This window comes from Streptomyces sp. B21-083 (assembly GCF_036898825.1).
Classification (GTDB): domain Bacteria; phylum Actinomycetota; class Actinomycetes; order Streptomycetales; family Streptomycetaceae; genus Streptomyces.
The window spans coordinates 1,441,426-1,461,257 of record NZ_JARUND010000002.1 but is presented as its reverse complement, the minus strand read 5'-3'; the positions used below and the strand labels follow the sequence as shown (position 1 = coordinate 1,461,257).

At 71.5% G+C, this 19,832-nt stretch carries 20 protein-coding genes and 2 pseudogenes; 8 read left to right on the top strand and 14 right to left on the bottom strand.

Going from position 1 to position 19,832, the window contains the following annotated elements; all coding sequences use genetic code 11:
• The first annotated feature begins 3 nt into the window (after positions 1–3).
• Positions 4–498: an immunity 21 family protein gene (locus QA861_RS30600; RefSeq protein WP_334591911.1), complete on the top strand. Its 495-nt coding sequence runs from the start codon at positions 4–6 to the stop codon at positions 496–498.
• Between the two features lie 134 nt (positions 499–632).
• Here the strand turns inward: QA861_RS30600 and QA861_RS30595 are convergent, their stop codons facing one another.
• From QA861_RS30595 to QA861_RS30565, 6 genes and pseudogenes are all read right to left on the bottom strand, one after another.
• Entirely contained in the window at positions 633–2,324 is a 1,692-nt protein-coding gene (locus QA861_RS30595) for a DUF885 domain-containing protein (RefSeq protein WP_334591910.1), read from the bottom strand.
• Between the two features lie 126 nt (positions 2,325–2,450).
• Positions 2,451–3,707, bottom strand: a complete 1,257-nt coding sequence (locus QA861_RS30590) for a GNAT family N-acetyltransferase (RefSeq protein ID WP_334591909.1) — start codon at positions 3,705–3,707, stop codon at positions 2,451–2,453.
• A gap of 113 nt (positions 3,708–3,820) precedes the next feature.
• A complete protein-coding gene (locus tag QA861_RS47455) occupies positions 3,821–4,030 on the bottom strand; it encodes a hypothetical protein (RefSeq protein WP_503461763.1) in 210 nt (69 codons plus the stop codon).
• Positions 4,031–4,412: 382 nt separating this feature from the next.
• Positions 4,413–4,648 (bottom strand): annotated as a pseudogene (locus QA861_RS30580) (alkaline phosphatase D family protein); the annotation flags it as partial.
• A gap of 148 nt (positions 4,649–4,796) precedes the next feature.
• Positions 4,797–6,225, bottom strand: a pseudogene (gene pdxR, locus QA861_RS30575) (MocR-like pyridoxine biosynthesis transcription factor PdxR).
• A gap of 953 nt (positions 6,226–7,178) precedes the next feature.
• On the bottom strand, positions 7,179–8,021 hold the full coding sequence (locus QA861_RS30565; RefSeq protein WP_044471947.1) for an alpha/beta fold hydrolase: 843 nt from the start codon (positions 8,019–8,021) through the stop codon (positions 7,179–7,181).
• Positions 8,022–8,191: 170 nt separating this feature from the next.
• Here QA861_RS30565 and QA861_RS30560 point away from each other — a divergent pair, with 170 nt between their 5' ends.
• Positions 8,192–9,094: an RNA polymerase sigma-70 factor gene (locus QA861_RS30560; protein ID WP_334591908.1), complete on the top strand. Its 903-nt coding sequence runs from the start codon at positions 8,192–8,194 to the stop codon at positions 9,092–9,094.
• A gap of 111 nt (positions 9,095–9,205) precedes the next feature.
• Positions 9,206–9,967, top strand: a complete 762-nt coding sequence (locus QA861_RS30555; RefSeq protein ID WP_334591907.1) for a GntR family transcriptional regulator — start codon at positions 9,206–9,208, stop codon at positions 9,965–9,967.
• Between the two features lie 79 nt (positions 9,968–10,046).
• Here QA861_RS30555 and QA861_RS30550 read toward each other — a convergent pair whose 3' ends face one another.
• The 3 genes from QA861_RS30550 to QA861_RS30540 form a co-directional block, all read right to left on the bottom strand.
• Positions 10,047–11,204, bottom strand: coding sequence for an ROK family transcriptional regulator (locus QA861_RS30550; protein ID WP_334591906.1), 1,158 nt, complete (start codon positions 11,202–11,204; stop codon positions 10,047–10,049).
• A gap of 159 nt (positions 11,205–11,363) precedes the next feature.
• Positions 11,364–12,035 carry a response regulator transcription factor gene (locus tag QA861_RS30545; RefSeq protein WP_334591905.1) on the bottom strand — a complete coding sequence of 224 codons (672 nt, stop codon included), beginning with the start codon at positions 12,033–12,035 and terminating at the stop codon, positions 11,364–11,366.
• Positions 12,036–12,049: 14 nt separating this feature from the next.
• Positions 12,050–13,204, bottom strand: coding sequence for a sensor histidine kinase (locus tag QA861_RS30540; RefSeq protein WP_334591904.1), 1,155 nt, complete (start codon positions 13,202–13,204; stop codon positions 12,050–12,052).
• Between the two features lie 107 nt (positions 13,205–13,311).
• Here QA861_RS30540 and QA861_RS30535 point away from each other — a divergent pair, with 107 nt between their 5' ends.
• Together QA861_RS30535 and QA861_RS30530 are read left to right on the top strand one after the other, a co-directional pair.
• Positions 13,312–14,259, top strand: a complete 948-nt coding sequence (locus QA861_RS30535) for an ABC transporter ATP-binding protein (RefSeq protein WP_334591903.1) — start codon at positions 13,312–13,314, stop codon at positions 14,257–14,259.
• A 2-nt stretch (positions 14,260–14,261) separates the two neighbouring features.
• A complete protein-coding gene (locus QA861_RS30530) occupies positions 14,262–14,987 on the top strand; it encodes an ABC transporter permease (RefSeq protein ID WP_334591902.1) in 726 nt (241 codons plus the stop codon).
• A gap of 43 nt (positions 14,988–15,030) precedes the next feature.
• On the opposite strand, the gene QA861_RS30525 is transcribed toward QA861_RS30530, so the two are convergent.
• Both QA861_RS30525 and QA861_RS30520 read right to left on the bottom strand, forming a co-directional pair.
• Complete coding sequence (locus QA861_RS30525; RefSeq protein ID WP_334591901.1) at positions 15,031–15,246, bottom strand: NAD(P)-binding domain-containing protein; 216 nt, start codon at positions 15,244–15,246, stop codon at positions 15,031–15,033.
• Positions 15,247–15,296: 50 nt separating this feature from the next.
• Complete coding sequence (locus QA861_RS30520) at positions 15,297–15,497, bottom strand: hypothetical protein (protein ID WP_334591900.1); 201 nt, start codon at positions 15,495–15,497, stop codon at positions 15,297–15,299.
• Between the two features lie 50 nt (positions 15,498–15,547).
• On the opposite strand from QA861_RS30520, the gene QA861_RS30515 reads away from it, so the two are divergent.
• Positions 15,548–15,913, top strand: coding sequence for a helix-turn-helix domain-containing protein (locus QA861_RS30515; RefSeq protein WP_334591899.1), 366 nt, complete (start codon positions 15,548–15,550; stop codon positions 15,911–15,913).
• On the opposite strand, the gene QA861_RS30510 is transcribed toward QA861_RS30515, so the two are convergent.
• Entirely contained in the window at positions 15,816–16,181 is a 366-nt protein-coding gene (locus tag QA861_RS30510; RefSeq protein ID WP_334591898.1) for a VOC family protein, read from the bottom strand. The genes QA861_RS30515 and QA861_RS30510 overlap by 98 nt on opposite strands.
• A gap of 99 nt (positions 16,182–16,280) precedes the next feature.
• Here QA861_RS30510 and QA861_RS30505 point away from each other — a divergent pair, with 99 nt between their 5' ends.
• Together QA861_RS30505 and QA861_RS30500 are read left to right on the top strand one after the other, a co-directional pair.
• The gene (locus QA861_RS30505; RefSeq protein WP_334591897.1) at positions 16,281–17,246 is read left to right on the top strand and encodes a helix-turn-helix transcriptional regulator; all 966 of its coding nucleotides are present in this window, start codon (positions 16,281–16,283) and stop codon (positions 17,244–17,246) included.
• 71 nt (positions 17,247–17,317) lie between these two features.
• Entirely contained in the window at positions 17,318–17,509 is a 192-nt protein-coding gene (locus QA861_RS30500) for a DUF7848 domain-containing protein (protein WP_334591896.1), read from the top strand.
• A gap of 156 nt (positions 17,510–17,665) precedes the next feature.
• Here QA861_RS30500 and mug read toward each other — a convergent pair whose 3' ends face one another.
• Together mug and purB are read right to left on the bottom strand one after the other, a co-directional pair.
• Positions 17,666–18,208 (bottom strand): G/U mismatch-specific DNA glycosylase, encoded by a 543-nt coding sequence (mug, locus tag QA861_RS30495; protein WP_334594890.1) that lies wholly within the window; start codon positions 18,206–18,208, stop codon positions 17,666–17,668.
• Positions 18,205–19,647, bottom strand: coding sequence for an adenylosuccinate lyase (gene purB, locus QA861_RS30490; protein WP_334591895.1), 1,443 nt, complete (start codon positions 19,645–19,647; stop codon positions 18,205–18,207). Before purB ends, mug begins: the two co-directional genes overlap by 4 nt.
• Positions 19,648–19,832: the final 185 nt, after the last annotated feature.

Sequence of the window (19,832 nt, the reverse complement as noted above, 5' to 3'; positions counted from 1 at the left end):
CGCATGGCAGTTGAGTGGGTGGAGTCGGGTGGCGGACCGCTCATCGCGGTACCGGAAGCGGTGCTGCCGTTCTGGGCGGGGGCGGACGGCGACGAGTTGTCGACGGACTACGACCGGGCCTGTGAAGTGGACGGCCTCATCGGCTTCGTGCCCGTCGGCGACACCACAGCTCTCGTCCTCGGCGGCGAACCCGCCTCGACCGCGTTCCTGCCGGAGCACGACACCTTCGTACGGTGGTGCGCCGCCGATTCCGAGGCGGAGGTGCTGGCCTGCGTCCCGGCAGCGCTCGCCGCGGCCGAGTGGGAGCCGGACCGGGCGTGGGAGACACCGGGAGACGTCCTCCTCTTCGACTCCGCCTGGCCCGGCAAGGAGACCGACCGGACCGACCACCTGCGGGTCGAGCTGGCGCCGGGACGATACGCGGTGCGGGCGGCGTACGTGGAGCCGGGACCGGAGACGTGGGTGGGCCTCGTACAGCTGCGGCGGCTGTCGGTCTGACCGAGCGGGCGGGAGCAGGGGTACGGGTAGGAGTACGGGCAGGGGCCGGGGATGCGGGGTGAACCCCCGAACCCCCGGCCCCCGGCCCTCTTAACTCCCGTATCCCACCGCCGAGTTGATTCCGGCGGCCCGGGTCAGAGCCGGGACAGCTCGTCCACCAGGTCGTCCAGTCCCAGTGAGCCCTGCGACAGCGCGGCCATGTGCCAGGCCTTCGCGTCGAAGGCGTCGCCGTGGCGGCGCTGGGCGTTCTCGCGGCCCAGCAGCCATGCCCGTTCGCCCAGCTTGTAGCCGATCGCCTGGCCGGGGATGGTCAGATAGCGCGTCAGTTCGCTCTCCACGAAGTCCGCGGGACGGCTGCTGTGGGCGCCGAAGAACTCCTGCGCCAGTTCCGGCGTCCAGCGCTCACCGGGGTGGAACGGGGAGTCCGCGGGGATCTCCAGCTCCAGGTGCATTCCGATGTCGACGATGACCCGGGCCGCCCGCATCATCTGCGCGTCGAGGTAGCCGAGGCGCTGTTCGGCGTCCGTGAGATAGCCCAGCTCGTCCATGAGACGTTCCGCGTACAGGGCCCAGCCCTCGCAGTTGGCGCTGACGCCGCCGACGGTGGCCTGGTAGCGAGACAGGTTCTCGGCGACGTGCACCCACTGCGCGAGCTGGAGATGGTGGCCGGGGACACCCTCGTGGTACCAGGTCGAGACCAGGTCGTACACGGGGAAGCGGGTCTGGCCCATCGTCGGCAGCCAGGTGGTGCCCGGACGGGAGAAGTCCTCCGACGGGGACATGTAGTACGGCGCCGCCGCACTGCCGGGGGGCGCGATACGGGACTCCACCTTCTTCACCCGCTCGGCGAGCTCGAAGTGCGTGCCGTCCAGCGCCTCGATGGCCTGGTCCATCAGGCCCTGGAGCCACTCGCGGACCTCGTCGACGCCCTCGATGTGCTTGCCGTGCTCGTCGAGATGGGCCAGCGCCACCCACGGCGTCCCGGCGCCGGGCAGAACGTTCTCGGCCTCCTGCTTCATGTCACCGAGGAGCCGGTGGTACTCGGCCCAGCCGTACGCGTACGCCTCGTCCAGGTCCAGATCCGTGCCGTTCCAGTAACGCGACCAGCGCGCGTACCGCTCACGCCCCACCGTGTTCGGCGCGCCCTCGACGGCCGGCGCGTACACCTCCCGCATCCAGTCCCGCAGTTCGACGACAGCCGCGTCCGCTCCCCGGGCCGCCTCGTCCAGCTCGGTGCGCAGCGCCTCGGGGCCGGCCGACGCGAAGTCCGCGAACCAGCCGACGCCCTTGCCGTCCAGGTCGGACCACTCGCCGAGCTGCCCGATGAAGGTGGCGGTGGGGCGCGGACCCGCGTACAGCTCGCGTTCCAGGCCCAGGGTCAGGCTCTCCCGGTAGCCCAGCAGGGCGGCCGGGACCGCGCGCAGCCGCTCCGCGACCGCCGCCCAGTCCTCGTCCGTCTCCGTCGGCGTCACGGTGAACACCTCGCGCACCGAGTGCGCGGCCGTGTGCATGTTGCCGACGGCGCGCAGGCCCTCGCCGGCCTCGTGCACGGCGAGTTCGGCGGTGAGCCGCTCGCGTAGGAGCCGCCCGCAGCGCCGCTCGATGTCACTGTCCGCGCCGGGCCGCTTCTCCGCCTCGTCGAGCCGGGCCAGCGTCGTCCGCGCCAGCGCCGCCAGGGCGTCCTGGCCGGCGGGCGAGGTGTCCGGAAGCCTGCTCGAACTCTCCTTCACGCCGAGGTACGTACCGGTGACCGGGTCGAGGGCGATGAGGTCGTCGACGTAGGTGTCGGCGACCTCGCGGGGCAGCGGGTTCTTGATGTCTGACATGCACTCATCCTCGTATGCGACGGCGGTCGACGTCACGTCGATTCCCGCCGGAACGCGCGACCGGCCCGGCGGAAGCCGCCGGGCCGGTCGCGTGAGCGATCAGTAGAGGGGATCGCAACAGAAGAATCAGTCCCGCGTGCTGTGGTCGTACGGCCTAGTGGCGGCGACCGGGGTCGTGTCCAGGCGGGCCGTGATGACGAGGGTGCCCTCCTCGATCTGGTAGTCGAGGGGGAGGCCGAGGCCGCGCATCGCGGCGACCATCCCGGTGTTGGAGGACTGCGTGACGGCGTACACGTGCTCGCAGTTCGCCTCACGGGCCATCGACACCAGTCGGCGCAGGAGTTCGGCGCCGACGCCGCGCCGCTGCCACTCGTCCTCGACGAGCAGCGCGATCTCGGTCTCGTCGCCGTCCCAGAGGAGGTGGCCGAGGCCGACCACCCGCCCCGACGCGGTCTGTACGGCGAGTGTGCGGCCGTAGCGCGGGCTGAGCAGGTGGCCCAGGTAGCGGTCGGCGTCGCCCATCGGGCCGTGGTAGCGGAGCGAGAGGGTGCGCGGCGAGCAGCGCTCGTGCATCGCCTTCGCCGCGTCCAGGTCGCGCGCGTCGGCACGCCGTACGGTGATGGCGTTGCCCTGCGGCAGCGTCAGCACGTCCTGGCCGTGCGGGACGCGGGGACCGAGCCGCGCGTCCAGCTCCACCAGCGCCCGCGCCCGGGCGAACTCGGTCGGGGTGAACGGCAGATACGGCCGCTCCACGGTGATCACTCCGCCTTCCGGCGCGCGCAGCCGCATCACCGTGTCCGTCTCGTCGAGAGCGCCCTCGACCGGTACGCCGTCCCGGGCCGCCACATCACCGCCGGGCAGCGAACGGATCGTGCACCGTCCGAGCAACTGGCGCAGCGCGAGTGGCAGTTCGGCCGCGTCCAGGGCCGTACGGGTGGCCAGGCCCAGGACACGGGTCGGCGCGTCGACGAGATCGTGGGCGTCGGCCCGCTCGATCCACGTCCCCTGGCCGCCCGCCTGGGACACCGACCCGGAGATCTCGGCGGCGGCGAGGTCACCGGGGGCGCGCAACAGGAACTCGTCGACCGTGCCCCGGGCCAGAGGATGCGTCTGGAGGCTGAGAATGTCGATACGTCGCTCGGCGAGGGCGATGCACAGCGAGGCGAGCGATCCCGGCTGGTCCCGCACCGTCGTCCGCATCCGCCACAGCACACTCGCGCCGGTGTCGGTAGCCGCGTCGGTGGCGCCCGGCGGTGCGTGACCGTGGCGGCTTGCCCACCATGTGCGCAGCAGGGCGGCGAGTTCGACGACGTCTCGCCGCCACCGGCGTACCGGGTTGTCGCCGTCCGTCACAGGAGTTCCCTCAGCTATCTGTCGAGTCATGCAGCCACCATGCGCCAGCGGTGTTGCGTGATCACGAACGGACTGTGACCGAAGGGTTAAGTTGCGTTCCGCCCCTTTTGTTTACTCCTGGACGATTACTGCCGTGCGTGCTCCTACTGCCCCACCCGCCCCGGCTGCAGCACCTTCGTGAACAGCACGGTCCCGTCCTGCTCGCGCAGCCGTACCGTCAGCTCACCGCTGCCGCCGTCGACCTGACCCCGAGGCGTAGCGGCACAGCAACCGGCAGGGACGGCCAGAATCCTCGGCACAGGTTCGGGTGGGGATTCCGTGGCTTCCTGCTTCTTCGCGCTGTGCCGGGACAAGTCCCGGTCCTACCGGCGCTCCGCAGGCCGATACCGCCAGTCCGGCGGCCTGTTTGACGTTGATCGCGGCGTTGTGGTCCCGGTCGTGGAAAGGTGGAGCACACCTGGCTGGTGGGCTCGAACCGCCCGATCTTCACGAACGTCCGCCCCGACCTCGCCGAGGAACTGTTGACTTGCTCCTCGGCTGGAGCCCGCTACCGAAGCTGCATTCGCCGATCGTACGAACACGCGGCACCCTCTGTCGCCGGGAACACCCGTTCCCCACCTCGCCCCTGTGGCCGCTACATCTGGCTCCACCGGAACGACACCGCGACACTCCGCGCCGCCATTACGAGATTCGCCTCGCCAACGGGTTGAAGCCCGATGAACTGGCGAATGAAACTCGGTAGCCGCCGACGGGCCAGGCGTTCGCCGCAGTCGGCGCCTTTACGGAGACGCGCTTCGGACCGAACGGGCAGTCGAGTGTGCTGGCGGGGAAGGCCGTGGCGTTCAGCGGGCCCGACAGGAATTCCCAGAACGGTTCGAAGTCGGTGAGGCGGTTCGTGAGGGCCGGTACTGCTGCGCCAAGATGTGGTGCACATCGGCGGTTGGCCGGACCGGGCCGGTAATCCGCTGGTGTGTCGAGGGCGAACATGTCGGGCAGCGCCCCTTGGTGCAGCACTCGGCGGACGCGGCCCTCCCAGGCGCCCGGGCTGAGCGTGGGGATCGGGAAGTACTCGCTGAACAACTGCCAACGGGGACAAGGGAACCGGTGTGCGAGTCGCCCTCAGAGAATGAGGGCCTCGGCCATCAGCCGGATCCCCTCCCGGATCCGCGCGGGCGACAACTGCGCGTACCCCACCACCAGCCGTACGCCACCGCCCCGCACGGGCGCGTGCGCGAAGTCCGACAGCGGCCGTACCGCGACCCCGGCCGCCGCCGTCCGCTCCAGGAACCGGTCCTGCGGCCCGTACCGCTCCGGCAGTGCGGCGATCACATGCAGACCGGCCGCGATCCCCGACACCTCGGCCGCGGGAAAGTGCTCCTCCAGCGCCGCTACGAGGGCGTCGCGCCGCTCCCGGTACGCGCTGACACCGGCGCAGATGCCGGTCGTAGTCGCCGTGTTCCACGAACCGTGCGAACAGCTCCTGGTCGAGGGCGGGATGGCCCAGGTCCATCGTCCGCTTCCGTTCGACGACCTCCTCGGCGAACGACTCCGGTACGAGGAGCCAGCCGAGCCGCAGCCCGGGCGCCAGCGACTTGCTGACGGACCCCGTGTAGGCGACGCGCTCGGGGTCGAGCCCCTGCAGGGCGCCCACCGGAGCGCGGTCGTAGCGGAACTCCCCGTCGTAGTCGTCCTCGACCACCAGCCCGTCCACCGACCGCGCCCAGTCGAGGAGTTCGGCGCGGCGGCCCGCCGAGTAGGCGATCCCGGAGGGGAACTGGTGGGCGGGCGTGGTCACCACCGTGCGTACCCCCGAGGCCCGCACTCCGTCTGGGGCGAGGCCCTCGCCGTCCAGGGGCAGCGGTACGACGTCCAGGCCGACCGAGGTGTACAGGGAGCCGTGTTCCGGGCTCCCCGGGTCCTCGACGCCGATGGCGCGCCTCCCGCGCGCGTGGAGCACGTGGCCGAGCAGCGTCGTCGCCTGCGCCACCCCGGAGACCACCACCAGCCGTTCCGGGTCCGCGACCACGCCCCGGCGCCGCGCGAGCAACTCCGACAGTGCCGTTCGCAACCGGGGCAGCCCGCGCGGATCCGGATAGCCGAGGGCGTGGTGGGGGAGTTCCGCGAGTACCGAGCGCTGGGCGGCGGCCCACGCGGCACGCGGGAACAGTGACAGGTCGGGGGTGCCCGGGAGGAAGTCGGCCCGGGCACCGGGGGAGCGCGGAGCGAGGTCCCGCGCGCGTGGACGGGCGGCCCGGGCGGCGCCGCCCACCCAGGTCCCGGCCCCGCGCCCACTGCGCAGATAGCCCTCCGCGGCCAACTGCTCGTACGCCTCCGTGACCAGCCCCCGCGACACCCCGAGGTCGGCCGAGAGATCCCGGCTCGACGGCAGCCGCGTCCCCGGTGCGAGCCGCCCCGACCGGACCGCTTCCCGGAAAGCCTCCTGCAGCGAACGCCCACGCGAGCGGGGCGGCGCGGCAACCGCCGGGAGCAGCAACTCCCAGGCGGCGGAGCCCGGCAGGCCGCCCGGACTGGTCCCCGATGACGTCATGGAAGTGGACCTTAATCCGGTCCGCCGCGCTCCCTAGCGTCACCTTCATGAAAGCCATCCCCGACCCTGCCGACATCACCCCCGCGCGCGGGGCTCTTCTCACCGCCCTCGCCGCCGTCCTCGTCGGCTGCTCCTTCACCGCCAACAGCGTCCTCGGCTTCTACCCGTACGCGGGCGGCCAGTTCCTGCGCTACGGCCTGGCATGTCTGCTGCTCCTGCCCCTGGTCGGCCGGGGCGGCGCCGCTGCGCTGCGGACGCTCACCGCCCGCCAGTGGACCCGCCTCGCACTGCTCGCGGCCGTCGGCATGGTCGGCTTCAACCTGGCCGTCATCGCCGCTGAACACAGCGCGGAACCGGCGGTGCCGGGGGTGTTCGTGGGCTGCGCGCCCGCGGTCGTGGCGGTCCTGGTGCCCTTGCTGGACCGGCGGAGGCCGCAACGCACCGTTCTGTACGGGGCGTTGACCGTCGCGGTGGGCGCGTTCGCGGTCCAGGGGTGGGGCCGTACGGACGGCGCCGGTCTCACGTTCTCCGGGTGCGCGCTGGCCGGTGAGGTCGGCTTCGCGATGCTCGCCGTGCCTTTGGTGCGGCCCCTGGGACCCCGGCTGATGTCCGCGACCGTGTGCGGCCTCGCCGCCGTCGAGTCCGCGCTCGCCGGGGTGGTCCTCGACGGCGGCGGCTGGCTGCGGGTGCCCGACACCACCGAGACCGCCGCGCTGCTGTGGCAGGCGGCGGCCGTCACCGTCGTCGGCTTCGTGTGCTGGTACATCGGCCTGCAACGGATCGGGCCGGAGCGCGCCACGCTCTTCTCCGGCCTCATCCCGGTCGCCGCGGCCTGCACCGCCCCGCTCGTGGGCACGGGCTCCTACGGCACCGCACAGGCCGCCGGAAGCGTCATCGTCGGCGCCGGAGTCGTCCTGGGATCGGGCGCGTCGGCTCTCGTACGTCCTCGCCGGTCAGCGGCTGCCGTCGAGGATCACCCGGGCGACCAGTGCCGGGTCGTCGTTCATCGGGACGTGGCCGCAGCCGGGGAGGCGGATCAGGCGGGCCTTGGGGATGATCCGCTTGGCGCGGATGCCCTGGCGGCGCACGAGCAGCATGTCCCGGGTGCCCCACGCGACCGTGACCGGGATGCCCGGGACGTCGTCCGTGAACCGGATGCCGGCGCCGGCCTTGAGGGTCTCGGTGAACCGCTGGGCGTTCGCCAGGGCGAGCGTCTCGGCGACGACGGCCTCGGGTGAACGGCGGCCGGGACGGGCGTAGATGCTGCTCGTCAGGACGGCCCGCCCCGCCGCCGAGCGTGACAGCCGCTCGACCAGGGGCAGCGGCATGCTCCGCGCGGCCCGCCGCATCGCGAGCAGCACCCCGAACGCGTACCGTCGCTCCGCCTGCGACCAGAACCCGGCGGGGGAGAGCGTGGTGACGGACCGTACGCGCTTCTCGCGCCCGAGTTCCAGGGCGAGCAGGCCGCCCAGCGAGTTGCCCGCCACATGCGGCCGGTCCAGGTCCAGCGCCTCGCACAGGGCGCCGAAGACGGCGGTCATCGTGGGCAGGTCGTGCACGAAGTCGTCCGGCAGCGCCGGGGACACACCGAACCCGGGAAGATCGACGGCGATCACCTCGCGCTCGGTGGCCAGGATGTCGATCACCGGGTCCCAGGCCTGCCGGTGGTGCCCGATGCCATGCAGCAGCAGAAGCGGTTCGCCGGCGCCCACGCGCGTGTACGACAGGGTCACGGTCCTGGTCTCGGTCGGCGGGCCGTACGGAGAGGGGACCTCGAAGGCGACGGTGGCGGACATGGGGCTGCTCCTCTTCGTACGCGTCTGCGTATCTGCGTGACCGTCCGAGTGAAGGTCCACGGAGACGGCGTAGACAGCTTGTCAGCAATTACTACCGGCGGGTAGCCCCCAATGGGTGTCGGCCGACAACTCGCTGGACATCACCCGCGGTACCGGGTTGGGATGGAGTCGTGACCGCCGACACCGTGACCGACGTCTTCGAAGAGCACCGGCCCGTCCTCATGGGCGTCGCCTACCGGATGCTCGGCCGGGTGGCCGACGCCGAGGACGTCGTCCAGGACGCGTGGCTGCGCTGGTCCGGCGCCGACCGGACCGACGTACGCGAACCGCGCGGCTATCTCGTGCGCGTCACGACCCGGCTCGCCATCGACCGCCTGCGCCAGGTGAAGTCGCGCGGCGAGACGTACGTCGGCCCGTGGCTGCCCGAGCCGTACGTCACCGAACTCACCGGTGGCACCGGCACCGTCCCGGACGCGGCCGAGCGGGCCGTGCTCGCCGACACCGTCTCCCTCGCGGTCATGGTCGTCATGGAGTCCCTCTCGCCGCTGGAGCGGGCGGTGTTCGTCCTCCGTGAGGCGTTCGGCTACCCGTTCGCGGAGATCGCCGGCATGCTCGACCGCTCCGAGCCGGCGGTGCGCCAGCTCGCCGGACGCGCCCGCCGGCACGTCGACGAACGGCGCCCCCGCTACGAGGTCGACCCGGCCCAGCGCCGCGACCTGACCGAACGGTTCCTGGTCGCCGCCGAACAGGGCGACCTCGCGGGCCTCATGGAACTGCTCGCCCCGGACGTCTGCCTCGTCGCCGACAGCGGCGGCCTGGCACAGGCGCCGCGCCGCATCCTGGAGTCGGCCGACCACGTGGGCCGCTTCATCGTCGGCACCGCCGCCAAGGGCCTCGCGGACATGTCCTTCCGCTTCCTGGAGGTCAACGGCGGCTTCGCCGTACTGATCCTGGCCGGCGGCAAGCCCGACGCCGTGTTCCAGATGGATGTGGCGGACGGCCGTATCCAGTGTGTGTACATCATCCGCAACCCGGACAAGGTGCGCTCCCTGGCTCTTCCCCAGGACGGCTGATTGGTCTTGACCAAGCATCGGGGCCGCCCTATGGTCGCAGGAAAGTGCAACAACCTTTAATAAACAAGGGCGCCAAAACGCCGATGGACCACGGCGATTGCGGAGGACACGGTGGGGACCACGCAGTTGGAAACGGTGCCGGAGCCGAAGTACTGGCATCTGAAGACAGTGCTCAGCGAGGCACTGGACTCGGAGTTCACGGTGGGCGAGATCCTGCCGAACGAGCGCGACCTCGCGGCCCGTTTCGGCGTCGCCCGGGCCACGCTCCGCCAGGCACTGGAACAACTCGAACTCGAAGGCCGGCTCCAGCGCCGCCGCGGTGTCGGTACGACCGTCGCCCCGCCGCGCATGGGCGTCGCCGTCGGCACGGCCCGGCACGCGTGGCCGGGCGCGGCGGGTGACGCCTGGCAGCCCGTGGACAGCGGGCTGACCGTACCGGCCGTGGGGGTCGCCGCCGCCCTGGAGACGGGCCCGGACGAGTTGGTCCACACCGTGCGCCGCTCCCGCGTCTCGCACAACCAGCCGGTCGCCGCCGAACTGCTCTACGTTCCGGCCGCGTCGGTGCCCGAACTGTCGGCGATAGACGCCCCGTCCGGCGCGGCACGCGCGCGTGCGGTGCTGCGCGAACTCCAGCGACTGGAGCTGGAGGGCCAGGACCGCGCCGTGGAGCTGGGTTCGGCCCGCGCGGACGACGCCAAGGAGCTGGACCGCCTCCCGGGGGCCCCCGTCCTCGTCGTCACGACCCGCTTCTTCGCCGGGGGCCGCACGGCCGCGCTCTCCGTGGCGACCTACCGGGCTGACACGTGCCGCTTGACTTTCGGCGACACCGGAGGAGTGGAGATCCACCACGGCCCGGAACGCCGGGCCTCCTGACGCCCCGAAGGGGCGCGGGGAACTGCGCGACCAGCCACAACGGACCCGCAGCTCTCAAGACCGCGCCCCCGTGGAGTTCTCAGCGCCGGGCCGTAACCGTCCCCTCCACAGCGAACAACTGCTCCTCGACATGGTCGAGAGCGAGCCGCAGCGCGCCCGTCGCCACGGCCGCCTCGCCGAGGAGCGACAGGGCCACGCCGGGCGGGCGCAGACAATAGCGCGCCAACTCGTCGCGCAACGGCTCCAGCACGCCGTCCAGCCCCGCCGCCCAGCCGCCGACGACGACCAGCTCGGGGTCGAGGGCCAGCACCAGCGCGGCCACGTCGTGGACCAGTCGCTGGATGAAGCGGTCGACGGCGGCGCGTGCCTGCTCGTCGCCCTCGCGGGCGCGGCCGAACACCCCGGCGACCGCCACCTCGTCGAGCGGGTGCAGCGGCTCGCCCGTGGTCGACAGCAGCGCCTCCGGGGTCGCCTCCCGGCCCAGCAGATGCAGCGCGCCGATCTCCCCGGCCGCTCCGCCGTACCCGCGGTGCAGGCGTCCGCCGATCAGTGAACCGGCGCCCGGACTCAGCCCGGCCAGGACGAACACCACGTCGTCGGAGTCGATCGCCGCGCCCTTCCAGTGCTCGGCGACGGCAGCCGCGTTGGCGTCGTTCTCGACCAGCACAGGGCACTTGAAGGACCGGCTGAGCCGCTCACCGAGCCGTAGCCCGGTCCACTCCGGCAGCGCGGTGCACAGCCGTACGACCCCGTCGGCCTCCACGATCCCGGGTGTGGCCACGCCCACGGCCCGCAGCGAGTCGCGAGCCACCCCGGCCCGGCGCAGCAACTCGGCGACCGCCGACCGCAGCCGCTCCAGCCGCTCGTCAGCGGGCGCGGCCTCGTCGACGTCCTTCGAGATCGACCCCAGCAGACGCCCGTCGAGGTCGGACAGCAGCGCGGCGACCCGGTGGGGGCCGATCTCCAGCCCCAGCAGATGCCCGGCCTCCGCCCGGAACCGGAACCGCCGGGCGGGCCGCCCCTGCCGCCGGGCGACGCTCTCGTCGGCGGCCTTCTCGACGACGAGCCCGTTCTCGATGAGCCCCTCGACGACGCCCTCGACGGTCGGCCGGGACAGGCCTGTCACCCGGGTGATCTCGGTCAGTGTCGCGCAGTCCGTGGCACGCAGCGCGTGCAGCACCACCGCGGAGTTGATCCTTCGCAGCAGCGAGGGATCCCCACCGGTCAGCTGCCCCAACGTACGTCCTCCCAGCCAGGCGGACCTGCTCAAGGCAGGTGCGCGGGTCCGTCACCGCGCTTCCAGCGGAGCGCTCCGTGCGGGTGTGGGGCGGATCGTACTCGGCGCGGAGCACCCGGGCGAGAGCCGCCCACCCCCGACCTTTCCGACGGGCCGGGATCATCCCGGCGCGACGAACCCGGACTCGTACGCCACGATGACCGCCTGGGTACGGTCCCGGGCCCCCAGTTTCGCCAGCACCGCGCTGACATGCGACTTCACGGTCTCGGTCCCGACGACCAGCCGGGCGGCGATCTCCGCGTTGGACAGACCCCGGGCCATCAGCCGCAGCACCTCCGCCTCGCGCTCGGTCAGCCGGGCCCGCTCCAGAACCGCCCGCGCGGCCCGATTTCCCCCGTCGCTGCCCCCGTCCCCGTACTCGGCCGCCAGTCGCCGTACCGAGGCCGGGAACAGCAGCGACTCGCCCTCGGCGATCAGCCGTACGGCGTGCACGATCTCGGCCGGCCGGGCCCGCTTGAGCAGAAACCCGTCGGCACCGGCCCGCAGCGCCTCGTACACGTACTCGTCGTTCTCGAACGTCGTCACCACCAGGATCTTCGGCGGCTCCGGCACGGTCCGCAGCACCGCGCGCGTGGCCTCGATGCCGTCCATCAGGGGCATCCGCACATCCATGGCGACCACGTCCGGCCGCAACCGCCTGACCAACGGGATGACGGCGGCCCCGTCCGCGGCCTCCCCGACGACCTCGATATCGGGCTGAGCCTCCAACACGGCCCGCAGACCCGCGCGTACGAGGGGTTCGTCGTCGACCAGGAGCACGGTTACGGGCATCCGGTCAGCGTAGATCAGCGCAGCGGCAGCTCGACGTGCACCTGCCAGTCGCCCTCGTCGGGCCCCGTCCGCGCGCGGCCGCCCAGCAGCGACGCGCGCTCCCGTATGCCGCGCAGACCGCTGCCCCGGCCGGGGCCGGGTATCGCGGCGGTGAGCGGGTTGCGGACCTCCAGGGCGAGAGTGTCGTTTGCGACCCCGATACGGACCCGGACGGGAACGGCCCCCGCGTGCCGCAGCACATTGGTGAGGGACTCCTGGAGGATCCGGTAGCCCTCGCGGGACACCGGCCCCGGCACACCGTCCAGCGGGCCGGTCACCTCGATGTCGACCTTCGCCCCGGAGAGGCGCGCGGACTCCAGGAGCCGGTCGGTCTCGGTGAGGGCAGGTCGGCTGCTCGCGGGCCCGCCCGACTCGCGCAGCACCCCGAGGACACGCTCCAGGTCCTCCAACGCGGCCCGGCCGGTCTCCTCGATGGCGTCCAGCGCCCGGTCGGTGAACGCGGGATCGCCCGCCGCACGGGCCGCGCCCGCCTGCACGACGGCCACCGTGAGCGCGTGCCCGATGGAGTCGTGCAACTCACGGGCGATGCGATTGCGCTCCAGCAGCTGCTCGGTGCGCTCCTCCAGCGCGGCGAGCCGCTCGGACGGAGAGGGGCCCAGCAGCCGGCGCGCGACGGCGGTGACCAGCTCACCCAGGCCCACCACCACTCCGTAGAGGGCGAGCAGCGGCAGCGGCGAGAGCAGCGCGTACACCCAACTCGGCTGCGCCACCGGCACGAACGGGTTGTCGTCGGGCCGGCTCGCTGTCGCGGCCAGCACCAGGCCGACGGTGGTCATCGGCAGCCAGACACTCGCCCCCATGGCCACCACCCCGAGAGCCATCCGCACCTCCAGCCACAGCACCGTCCGCAGCCGGTCCCGCCAACTCGCCGAAGGGGCGACGGAGATCGCCGACTCGTGCGCGCCCGGCGTCAGCAGCAACCGCGCCTGTACCCCTTCGCCCAGGCGCACGGCCGGGATCAGCCCGACCGGCAGCAGCACCACAGCGGGGACCCACGGCTTCGACATGTCGATGAACAGCCACACGCTCACGACGAGCATCGGCACCCACAGGTGCAGTAAGCGGGTGTACGTCGTCCCGCGCAGCAGCGGGCGAAGGAAGCGGGCCATTCCGACATCGTGACAGCCGCCACTGACAACGGGCTCCCCCGGGCGGGGGAGACGAAGCCCTCCGGCGGGGGAGGCGTCCACCCCGGGCCGGCGGCCAGGCTGCTGCCATGACCAGCATCGACGTCCAGAACCTCACCAAGGAGTACGGCACGACGCGAGCCGTCGACCACCTCACCTTCCGTGTCCTGCCCGGCCGCGTCACCGGTTTCCTCGGCCCCAACGGCGCCGGAAAGTCCACCACCATGCGGCTCGTCCTCGGCCTGGACCGGCCGACGTCCGGCACCGCCACCATCGGCGGCCGGGCCTATGCCTCCCTCGGTGAACCGCTGCGCCACGCGGGCGCCCTCCTCGACGCGCAGGCCGCGCACGGCTCACGCACCGCACGTGACCATCTGCGGGTGCTGGCGATGAGCAACCGCATCCCGGAACGCCGGGTGGACGAGGTCCTGGAGGAGACGGGGCTCGCGTCCGCCGCGAGGCGCCGCGTGAAGACGTACTCCCTGGGCATGCGCCAACGCCTGGGCATCGCGGCCGCCCTCCTCGGCGATCCGCCCGTGCTGCTGCTCGACGAGCCTTCCAACGGCCTTGATCCCGAAGGCATCATCTGGATCCGGGAGTTGCTTCGCCGGCTGGCCCAGGAGGGCCGTACGGTCCTGGTCTCCAGCCACCTCATGAACGAGACCGCGTCCTTCGCCGACCACCTGGTGGTCCTGGGCCGCGGCCGTCTTCTCGCCGACACCCCGGTGCGGGAGTTCATCCACGCGCGCGTGCAGCCGCGTGTCCGGGTGCGTACGACAAAGGGCGCAGCGCTCAAGGACGCCCTCGCCCGCCACGGATACGAGGCCGCCGAACACGAGGACGGGCACCTGACCGTGCACCACGCCCGGGTGGACGACATCGGGCGACTGGCGTCGGACGCCGACCTGCCGCTCCTCGAACTGGCCGCGGAGGAAGGCACGTTGGAACAGGCCTACCTCGACCTGACGACGTCCGAAACCGAGTTCACCGCCCAGCGACACCCCGCGCAGTCCCCGGCGCAGTCTCAGGAGGCCTGACCATGCCGTTCGCACCCGTTCTGCGCTCCGAGTGGCTGAAGATCCGTACGCTCCGCCCACTCTGTGGCGCGCTGCTGGCGGTGTTCGCCGTCTCCACGGCGTTCTCCGCGCTCGCCGGGGTCTCCAGTACGTCCGACCCGGAGTTCGACCCCCTGTTCACGGCGCTCTCGGGTGTCGGCCCCGGCCAGATCGCCGCCATCGCCTTCGGCGCGACAGCCGTCTCCTCCGAGTTCCACGGCGGCGGACTGAGACTCTCCCTGGCCGCTGTGCCACAACGCGGACGGTGGTTCGCGGCCAAGATCGCGGCCATCGGCGTACCGGCCCTGCTGATGGGGCTGGTCACAGGATCCGCCTCGCTCGTCGCCGCGAGGGCGGGTCTGGGCGACGCGGCGAACGGCCTCACGCTGGGGGAACAGGCGCGTGGTGTCGTCGGCTGCGGCATCTACCTCACGCTGATGGCGCTGCTCGCGGCCGGACTCACCGCCCTGTTGCGCAGCGGCGTCGCCACGCTCAGCATCCTGATCCCGTTCATCCTCATCATCTCGTTCGTGATCGGGGACGTGGCAGGCGGGCTGACCGACTTCCTGCCCGACCGGGCAGGCCAGGTGATCCTCTACGAGACGTCCGACAGCACCCTCGGCCCCTGGACCGGCCTCGCGGTGACCGCGCTCTGGACGGCGACCGCGCTGCTCGCGGGGGCGTGGAGCATACGCCGCCGCGACGCGTGACGGACGGACCTGCCGTCGTCACCGCCGACCGTGCACGAGCTCGTCAGGCGGTGACGACGGCCAGGTTGAAGTCCACCGGGCCGAGCACCCTGCAGAGCCGCAGCCACAACGCCATCAGGGCTTCGGTGGCGCGGGCGCTCGAGAGGTCGCCGAGGTCGGTGATCTGCTCGGGCGCCCAGCCGAAGGAGCGCAGGAGCGCGGTGGTTTCGGCTTTCGCGTCGGCGTCGTCGCCGCTGACGAAGGTCCGCTGGGCTGTCACCGCCCACTGTCTTCTTAGTTACGCGAGCCCGGGCGGCCGCCGGCGGTGGGTTACGGCATTGCCGTGAACGCCTCCCGGTGGTCGCGGGCCCACTGCTCGAAAGTGCCCGCCGGTCGGCCGCGCACCCGCGGCACGCGGCCGGTGACGTAGGCCGCACCGCCGGCGCGCGCCCAGCCGACGCCAGTGATCATCTCGGCCGGCAACTGGCCGAGTGCGTTCGTGTCGGTGATCTTGACCGGCCGTTCCAGCACGCGCTCCAGGATCGCCGCCTGGTCTGCGCACGTCAGCAGCTCCGGCCCGGTTGCACATCAGTGAGCGCCGCCCGCACACCTTGCTCACCGACGGCACCGGCTTGTCCCCCGAGCACTTCGCACGCATCGGCCGCGTTCGCACCGTGCTCGCGGCCGGTGCCGGCCGGTGGTCGGAGATCGCCGCGACGGCGGGTTACTACGACCAGTCCCACATGACGGCCGAGTTCCGCCACCTCATGGGTGTCCCGCCGCGACTTCGTGCACTGTCTGAGTTCCAGGCGCGTCACCTGTCGTGCGCGCCTGCCGCATTGTGGCCTTTCAGCCCCGCGGTGCCACGCGGATTCGGTTCCCGTCAGGATCAGCTGCGAGGAACGTCAGCCCGAACCCCAGATCATGAGGCTCCTGCAGGATCGTGACGCCCTTGGACTGCCACTGCTTGAAGATCGCGTTGAGCTCGTCGGGTCCACTGTCGATGGCCAGGCACACCTCACCGGTACGCGGGACATCCGGTGACAGATCCTCGAACTGCCCAGACCACAGACCGAGATCAGCGCCTGGCCCGAGGTCGAAGGTGATGTATCCCGGAGTCTCGAACGACGGCCTCATGTCGAGGAGGTCGCCGTAGAAACGAGCTGCGGCGGGAGCGTCGTTCACATAGACGATGGACACGACGGATGTGGTCATGGTTGTACCTTCTCGTAGGTCGTAGGTCGTGCGTACGCATCCACCAGCCTGACCGGGATATGCGCCGCATCGTGGCGCAATTCCTGAAAAACTTGGGGTGTGACCCCAGACCGCTTCTTCTCCCTGATGCTGCTCCTCGCATCAAGGGAAGCCGTGACCACACAGGAACTCGCCTCGGCGCTCGGGGTGTCCCTTCGAACCATCACCCGGGACCTGAACTGGCTCCGCGACGCCGGTCTGCCGGTGACCGCGCAACGGGGCCGCCTCGGAGGCGTGACCATGCTGCCCGGGTCCGGGCTCGACCTCACGCGACTCACGCCGGGCGAGCGTGATCATCTGGCGCTGACCGGGCTGGATGAGAAGCAACGTGCGGAGCTCGACGCATCCGTCGAAAGCCGGCGCGCGCTCTCCAAGATCGGCGCTACACAGTCACGTCGAGCTCATGAGCTCCTGCCGCTCACGGACGTAGTGCACGTGGACAGCAGTCCCTGGCTCCAGGCACGACCTTCCGGCACGACTCCGGCTTCGCTGATCGGCCCGGTGCGGCGAGGTCGCCGGCTACGGATCGAGTACGACAGCCCACGCGAGTCCCGCTCACGCGACCTGGTCGTGGATCCCTACGGGCTGCTCGCCAAGGCCGGCACCTGGTACCTCGTCGCCGACTGTGCCCGAGTGCCACGGATGTACCGACTCGAACGGATCACGGCGTGGGAGGAAGTAGACCAGCCACGACGGATCCGCGAGAACCAGACCCTGGCCAGCGTCGCCGCAGCGCTCGTTGATCAGTGGGAACACAACCATGCGACAGAGGTCAGCGCCTCCATCGACCAGACCCAGATCGAGCGAGCGCAACGGATCTTCGGCCAACGACTCGTCCGGGACGGCCATGAGAAATCCGCCACCGGCCACAAGGTGACGATCCGCTTCCCGCATCTGGAGGACGTGCGAGCACTACTGCCGTTCGGGAGCACCATCACTGTGCACGGCCCCACCGAAGCCAGGGCTCACCTCCGTGCCCTCGCCACCGACCTTGCCCACCACTATGCGCCGTCACCAACGGCCTGACCCGCAACATCTGTACAGACCCGTGAGGTTGGGGACGCGGGTGGGTGTGTCGACTGGAAGAAGGCGTAGCGGTGACGGCAGACACCCTGCCGTCACGTCGGTGGGTCGAGTGCGCCAAATGCATCGAACACAAGTCGCTCGACGACGGAAACACCGACGCGCAGGAATGGGCGGCGGACCACACGCGCCTGTACGTGGGACACGACCGGTACCGGATCGTGAGCCAGGTCGGTTTCAGTCTCGCCCCGACGGCCGCGCCCTGATCTGGCGTCAAGGGCCGTCCGGTGCAGTCACTACGAGTGGTTCCCCCTTGAGCCCGCGGCTGGCGCCCTGCGTCGGCTCGCGGTGGGAGCGGCAGGGGTCGGTGAGCCGGTGAGGTCGGCCCTCCCGGCTCCTGCCCGCTTCCTGACATGCGCGGCCTAGGAAGCCGCTTCCCGCAGCCGTGCGAACTCCTCGGCCATGGTCGCCGCCGTCCAATGGGCGTTCAGGCCGCTCGGGTTGGGCAGCGCCCACACGCGCGTGTCGCCGAACTTCCGTTCCTGCGGGCCTATCTGGGCCTTGCGGTCGTCGAAGGCGGCCCTGTATGCCGTCACGCCCACGACGGCCAGCCAGCGGGGCCGTAGCCGGGTCACCTTCGCGGCAAGCAGGCGCCCGCCCTCGCGGTACTCCTCGGCGGACAGTTCGTCGGCCCGCGCTGTCGCCCGCGCGACAACGTTCGTGATGCCGAGGCCGTACGAGAGCAACTCGCCCTGCTCTGCGGGCTTCAGCAGCCTCGGGGTAAACCCGGAGAGGTGCAGGACGGGCCAGAAGCGGTTGCCGGGGCGGGCGAAGTGATGGCCCGTCGCCGCCGTCATCAGGCCCGGGTTGATGCCGCAGAACAGGACGTGGAGGCCGTCCGCGACGACGTCGGGTACGAGACGGTCGCGGGCGGCCTCCAGTTCGGCCTGGGTGAAACGGGTCAGAGGATCGCTCCGGGGGTGTATGCGGCAGCCTGGGGGTGCTGCTTGGCGATCTCCTCGATGCGGCCGACGACTACGGCGACCTGGTCGGCGGCGGCGCCCGTGAACGACAGCTTGTCGGCCATCAGGGCGTCGAGCTGCGCGCGGTCCAGGGGGATGCGCTCGTCGGCGGCGAGCTTGTCGAGGAGCTCGTTGCGCTCGGTGCCCTGCTCACGCATGGCGAGCGCGGAGGCGACGGCGTTCTCCTTGATGGCCTCGTGCGCGACCTCGCGGCCCACACCCGCGCGCACCGCGCCCATCAGCACCTTCGTGGTGGCGAGGAAGGGGAGGTAGCGGTCGAGTTCGCGCGCGACGACGGCCGGGAAGGCCCCGAACTCGTCGAGGACTGTCAGGAAGGTCTCCAGCAGCCCGTCCAGGGCGAAGAACGCGTCGGGGAGCGCCACCCGGCGCACCACCGAGCAGGACACGTCCCCCTCGTTCCACTGGTCGCCAGCCAGCTCACCGGTCATCGAGGCGTAGCCGCGCAGGATCACCATGAGCCCGTTGACGCGCTCGCAGGACCGCGTGTTCATCTTGTGCGGCATCGCGGACGAGCCGACCTGGCCGGCCTTGAAGCCCTCCGTCACCAGCTCGTGGCCGGCCATCAGCCGGATCGTCTTGGCGGTCGAGGAGGGCGCGGCGGCCAGCTGCACCAGCGCGGTGACGACGTCGTAGTCGAGGGAGCGCGGATACACCTGGCCGACGGAGGTGAAGGCGGTGGAGAAACCCAGGTGCCCGGCGATGCGCTGCTCCAGCTCGGCGAGCTTGGCCGCGTCGCCGCCGAGCAGGTCCAGCATGTCCTGGGCGGTGCCCACGGGACCCTTGATACCGCGCAGCGGATACCGCTCCAGCAGCTCCTCGACCCGGCCGTACGCGACGAGCAGCTCGTCGGCGGCGGTCGCGAACCGCTTGCCCAGGGTGGTGGCCTGCGCGGCCACGTTGTGCGAGCGGCCTGCCATGACCAGCTCGCCGTACTCGCCCGCGAGCTTCCCGAGCCGCGCCAGCACGGCCACCGTACGGTCGCGCACCAGTTCCAGCGAGAGCCGGATCTGCAGCTGCTCCACGTTCTCGGTGAGGTCGCGGGAGGTCATGCCCTTGTGGACGTGCTCGTGCCCGGCGAGGTCGTTGAACTCCTCGATCCGCGCCTTCACATCGTGCCGGGTGACCTTCTCGCGCTCGGCGATGGACGCCAGGTCGACGGTGTCGAGGACCCGCTCGTAGTCGGCGAGGGCGGTGTCGGGCACCTCGATGCCGAGGTCCTTCTGGGCCCGCAGCACGGCGAGCCAGAGTTGCCGCTCCAGCCTCACCTTCTGCTCGGGCGACCAGAGCGTGGCGAGCTCGGCGGAGGCGTAACGTCCGGCGAGGACGTTCGGGATGCGGGGCTTTGCGGGTGCGGCGGTCACGTGTACGGATTGTACTGGCGGTTCGTGCAGGCCAGCGCCACGGCCCGGTTCGGAGGAAGCTACGAGAGGCCACCGTACGAAGCGATCTCCGCGTCGGCAGGTTCGCAACTCCCGGCAACGGCGGCGGATCACCGGAAGTCTGCCCCCGAACACTCGGGCCGGTGCGGCCTGAGCAGTTCAGGTCG

Excerpts from the sequence above, each read along its gene's own strand:
- QA861_RS30535 (WP_334591903.1), top strand. The coding sequence starts at position 13,312 with ATGACCAGCATCGACGTCCAGAACCTCACCAAGGAGTACGGCACGACG.
- QA861_RS30540 (WP_334591904.1), bottom strand. The coding sequence starts at position 13,204 with ATGGCCCGCTTCCTTCGCCCGCTGCTGCGCGGGACGACGTACACCCGC.
- QA861_RS30565 (WP_044471947.1), bottom strand. The coding sequence starts at position 8,021 with ATGTCCGCCACCGTCGCCTTCGAGGTCCCCTCTCCGTACGGCCCGCCG.
- QA861_RS30595 (WP_334591910.1), bottom strand. The coding sequence starts at position 2,324 with ATGTCAGACATCAAGAACCCGCTGCCCCGCGAGGTCGCCGACACCTAC.
- QA861_RS30530 (WP_334591902.1), top strand. The coding sequence starts at position 14,262 with ATGCCGTTCGCACCCGTTCTGCGCTCCGAGTGGCTGAAGATCCGTACG.
- QA861_RS30510 (WP_334591898.1), bottom strand. The coding sequence starts at position 16,181 with ATGACCACATCCGTCGTGTCCATCGTCTATGTGAACGACGCTCCCGCC.
- QA861_RS30545 (WP_334591905.1), bottom strand. The coding sequence starts at position 12,035 with ATGCCCGTAACCGTGCTCCTGGTCGACGACGAACCCCTCGTACGCGCG.
- QA861_RS30600 (WP_334591911.1), top strand. The coding sequence starts at position 4 with ATGGCAGTTGAGTGGGTGGAGTCGGGTGGCGGACCGCTCATCGCGGTA.
- QA861_RS30590 (WP_334591909.1), bottom strand. The coding sequence starts at position 3,707 with ATGACTCGACAGATAGCTGAGGGAACTCCTGTGACGGACGGCGACAAC.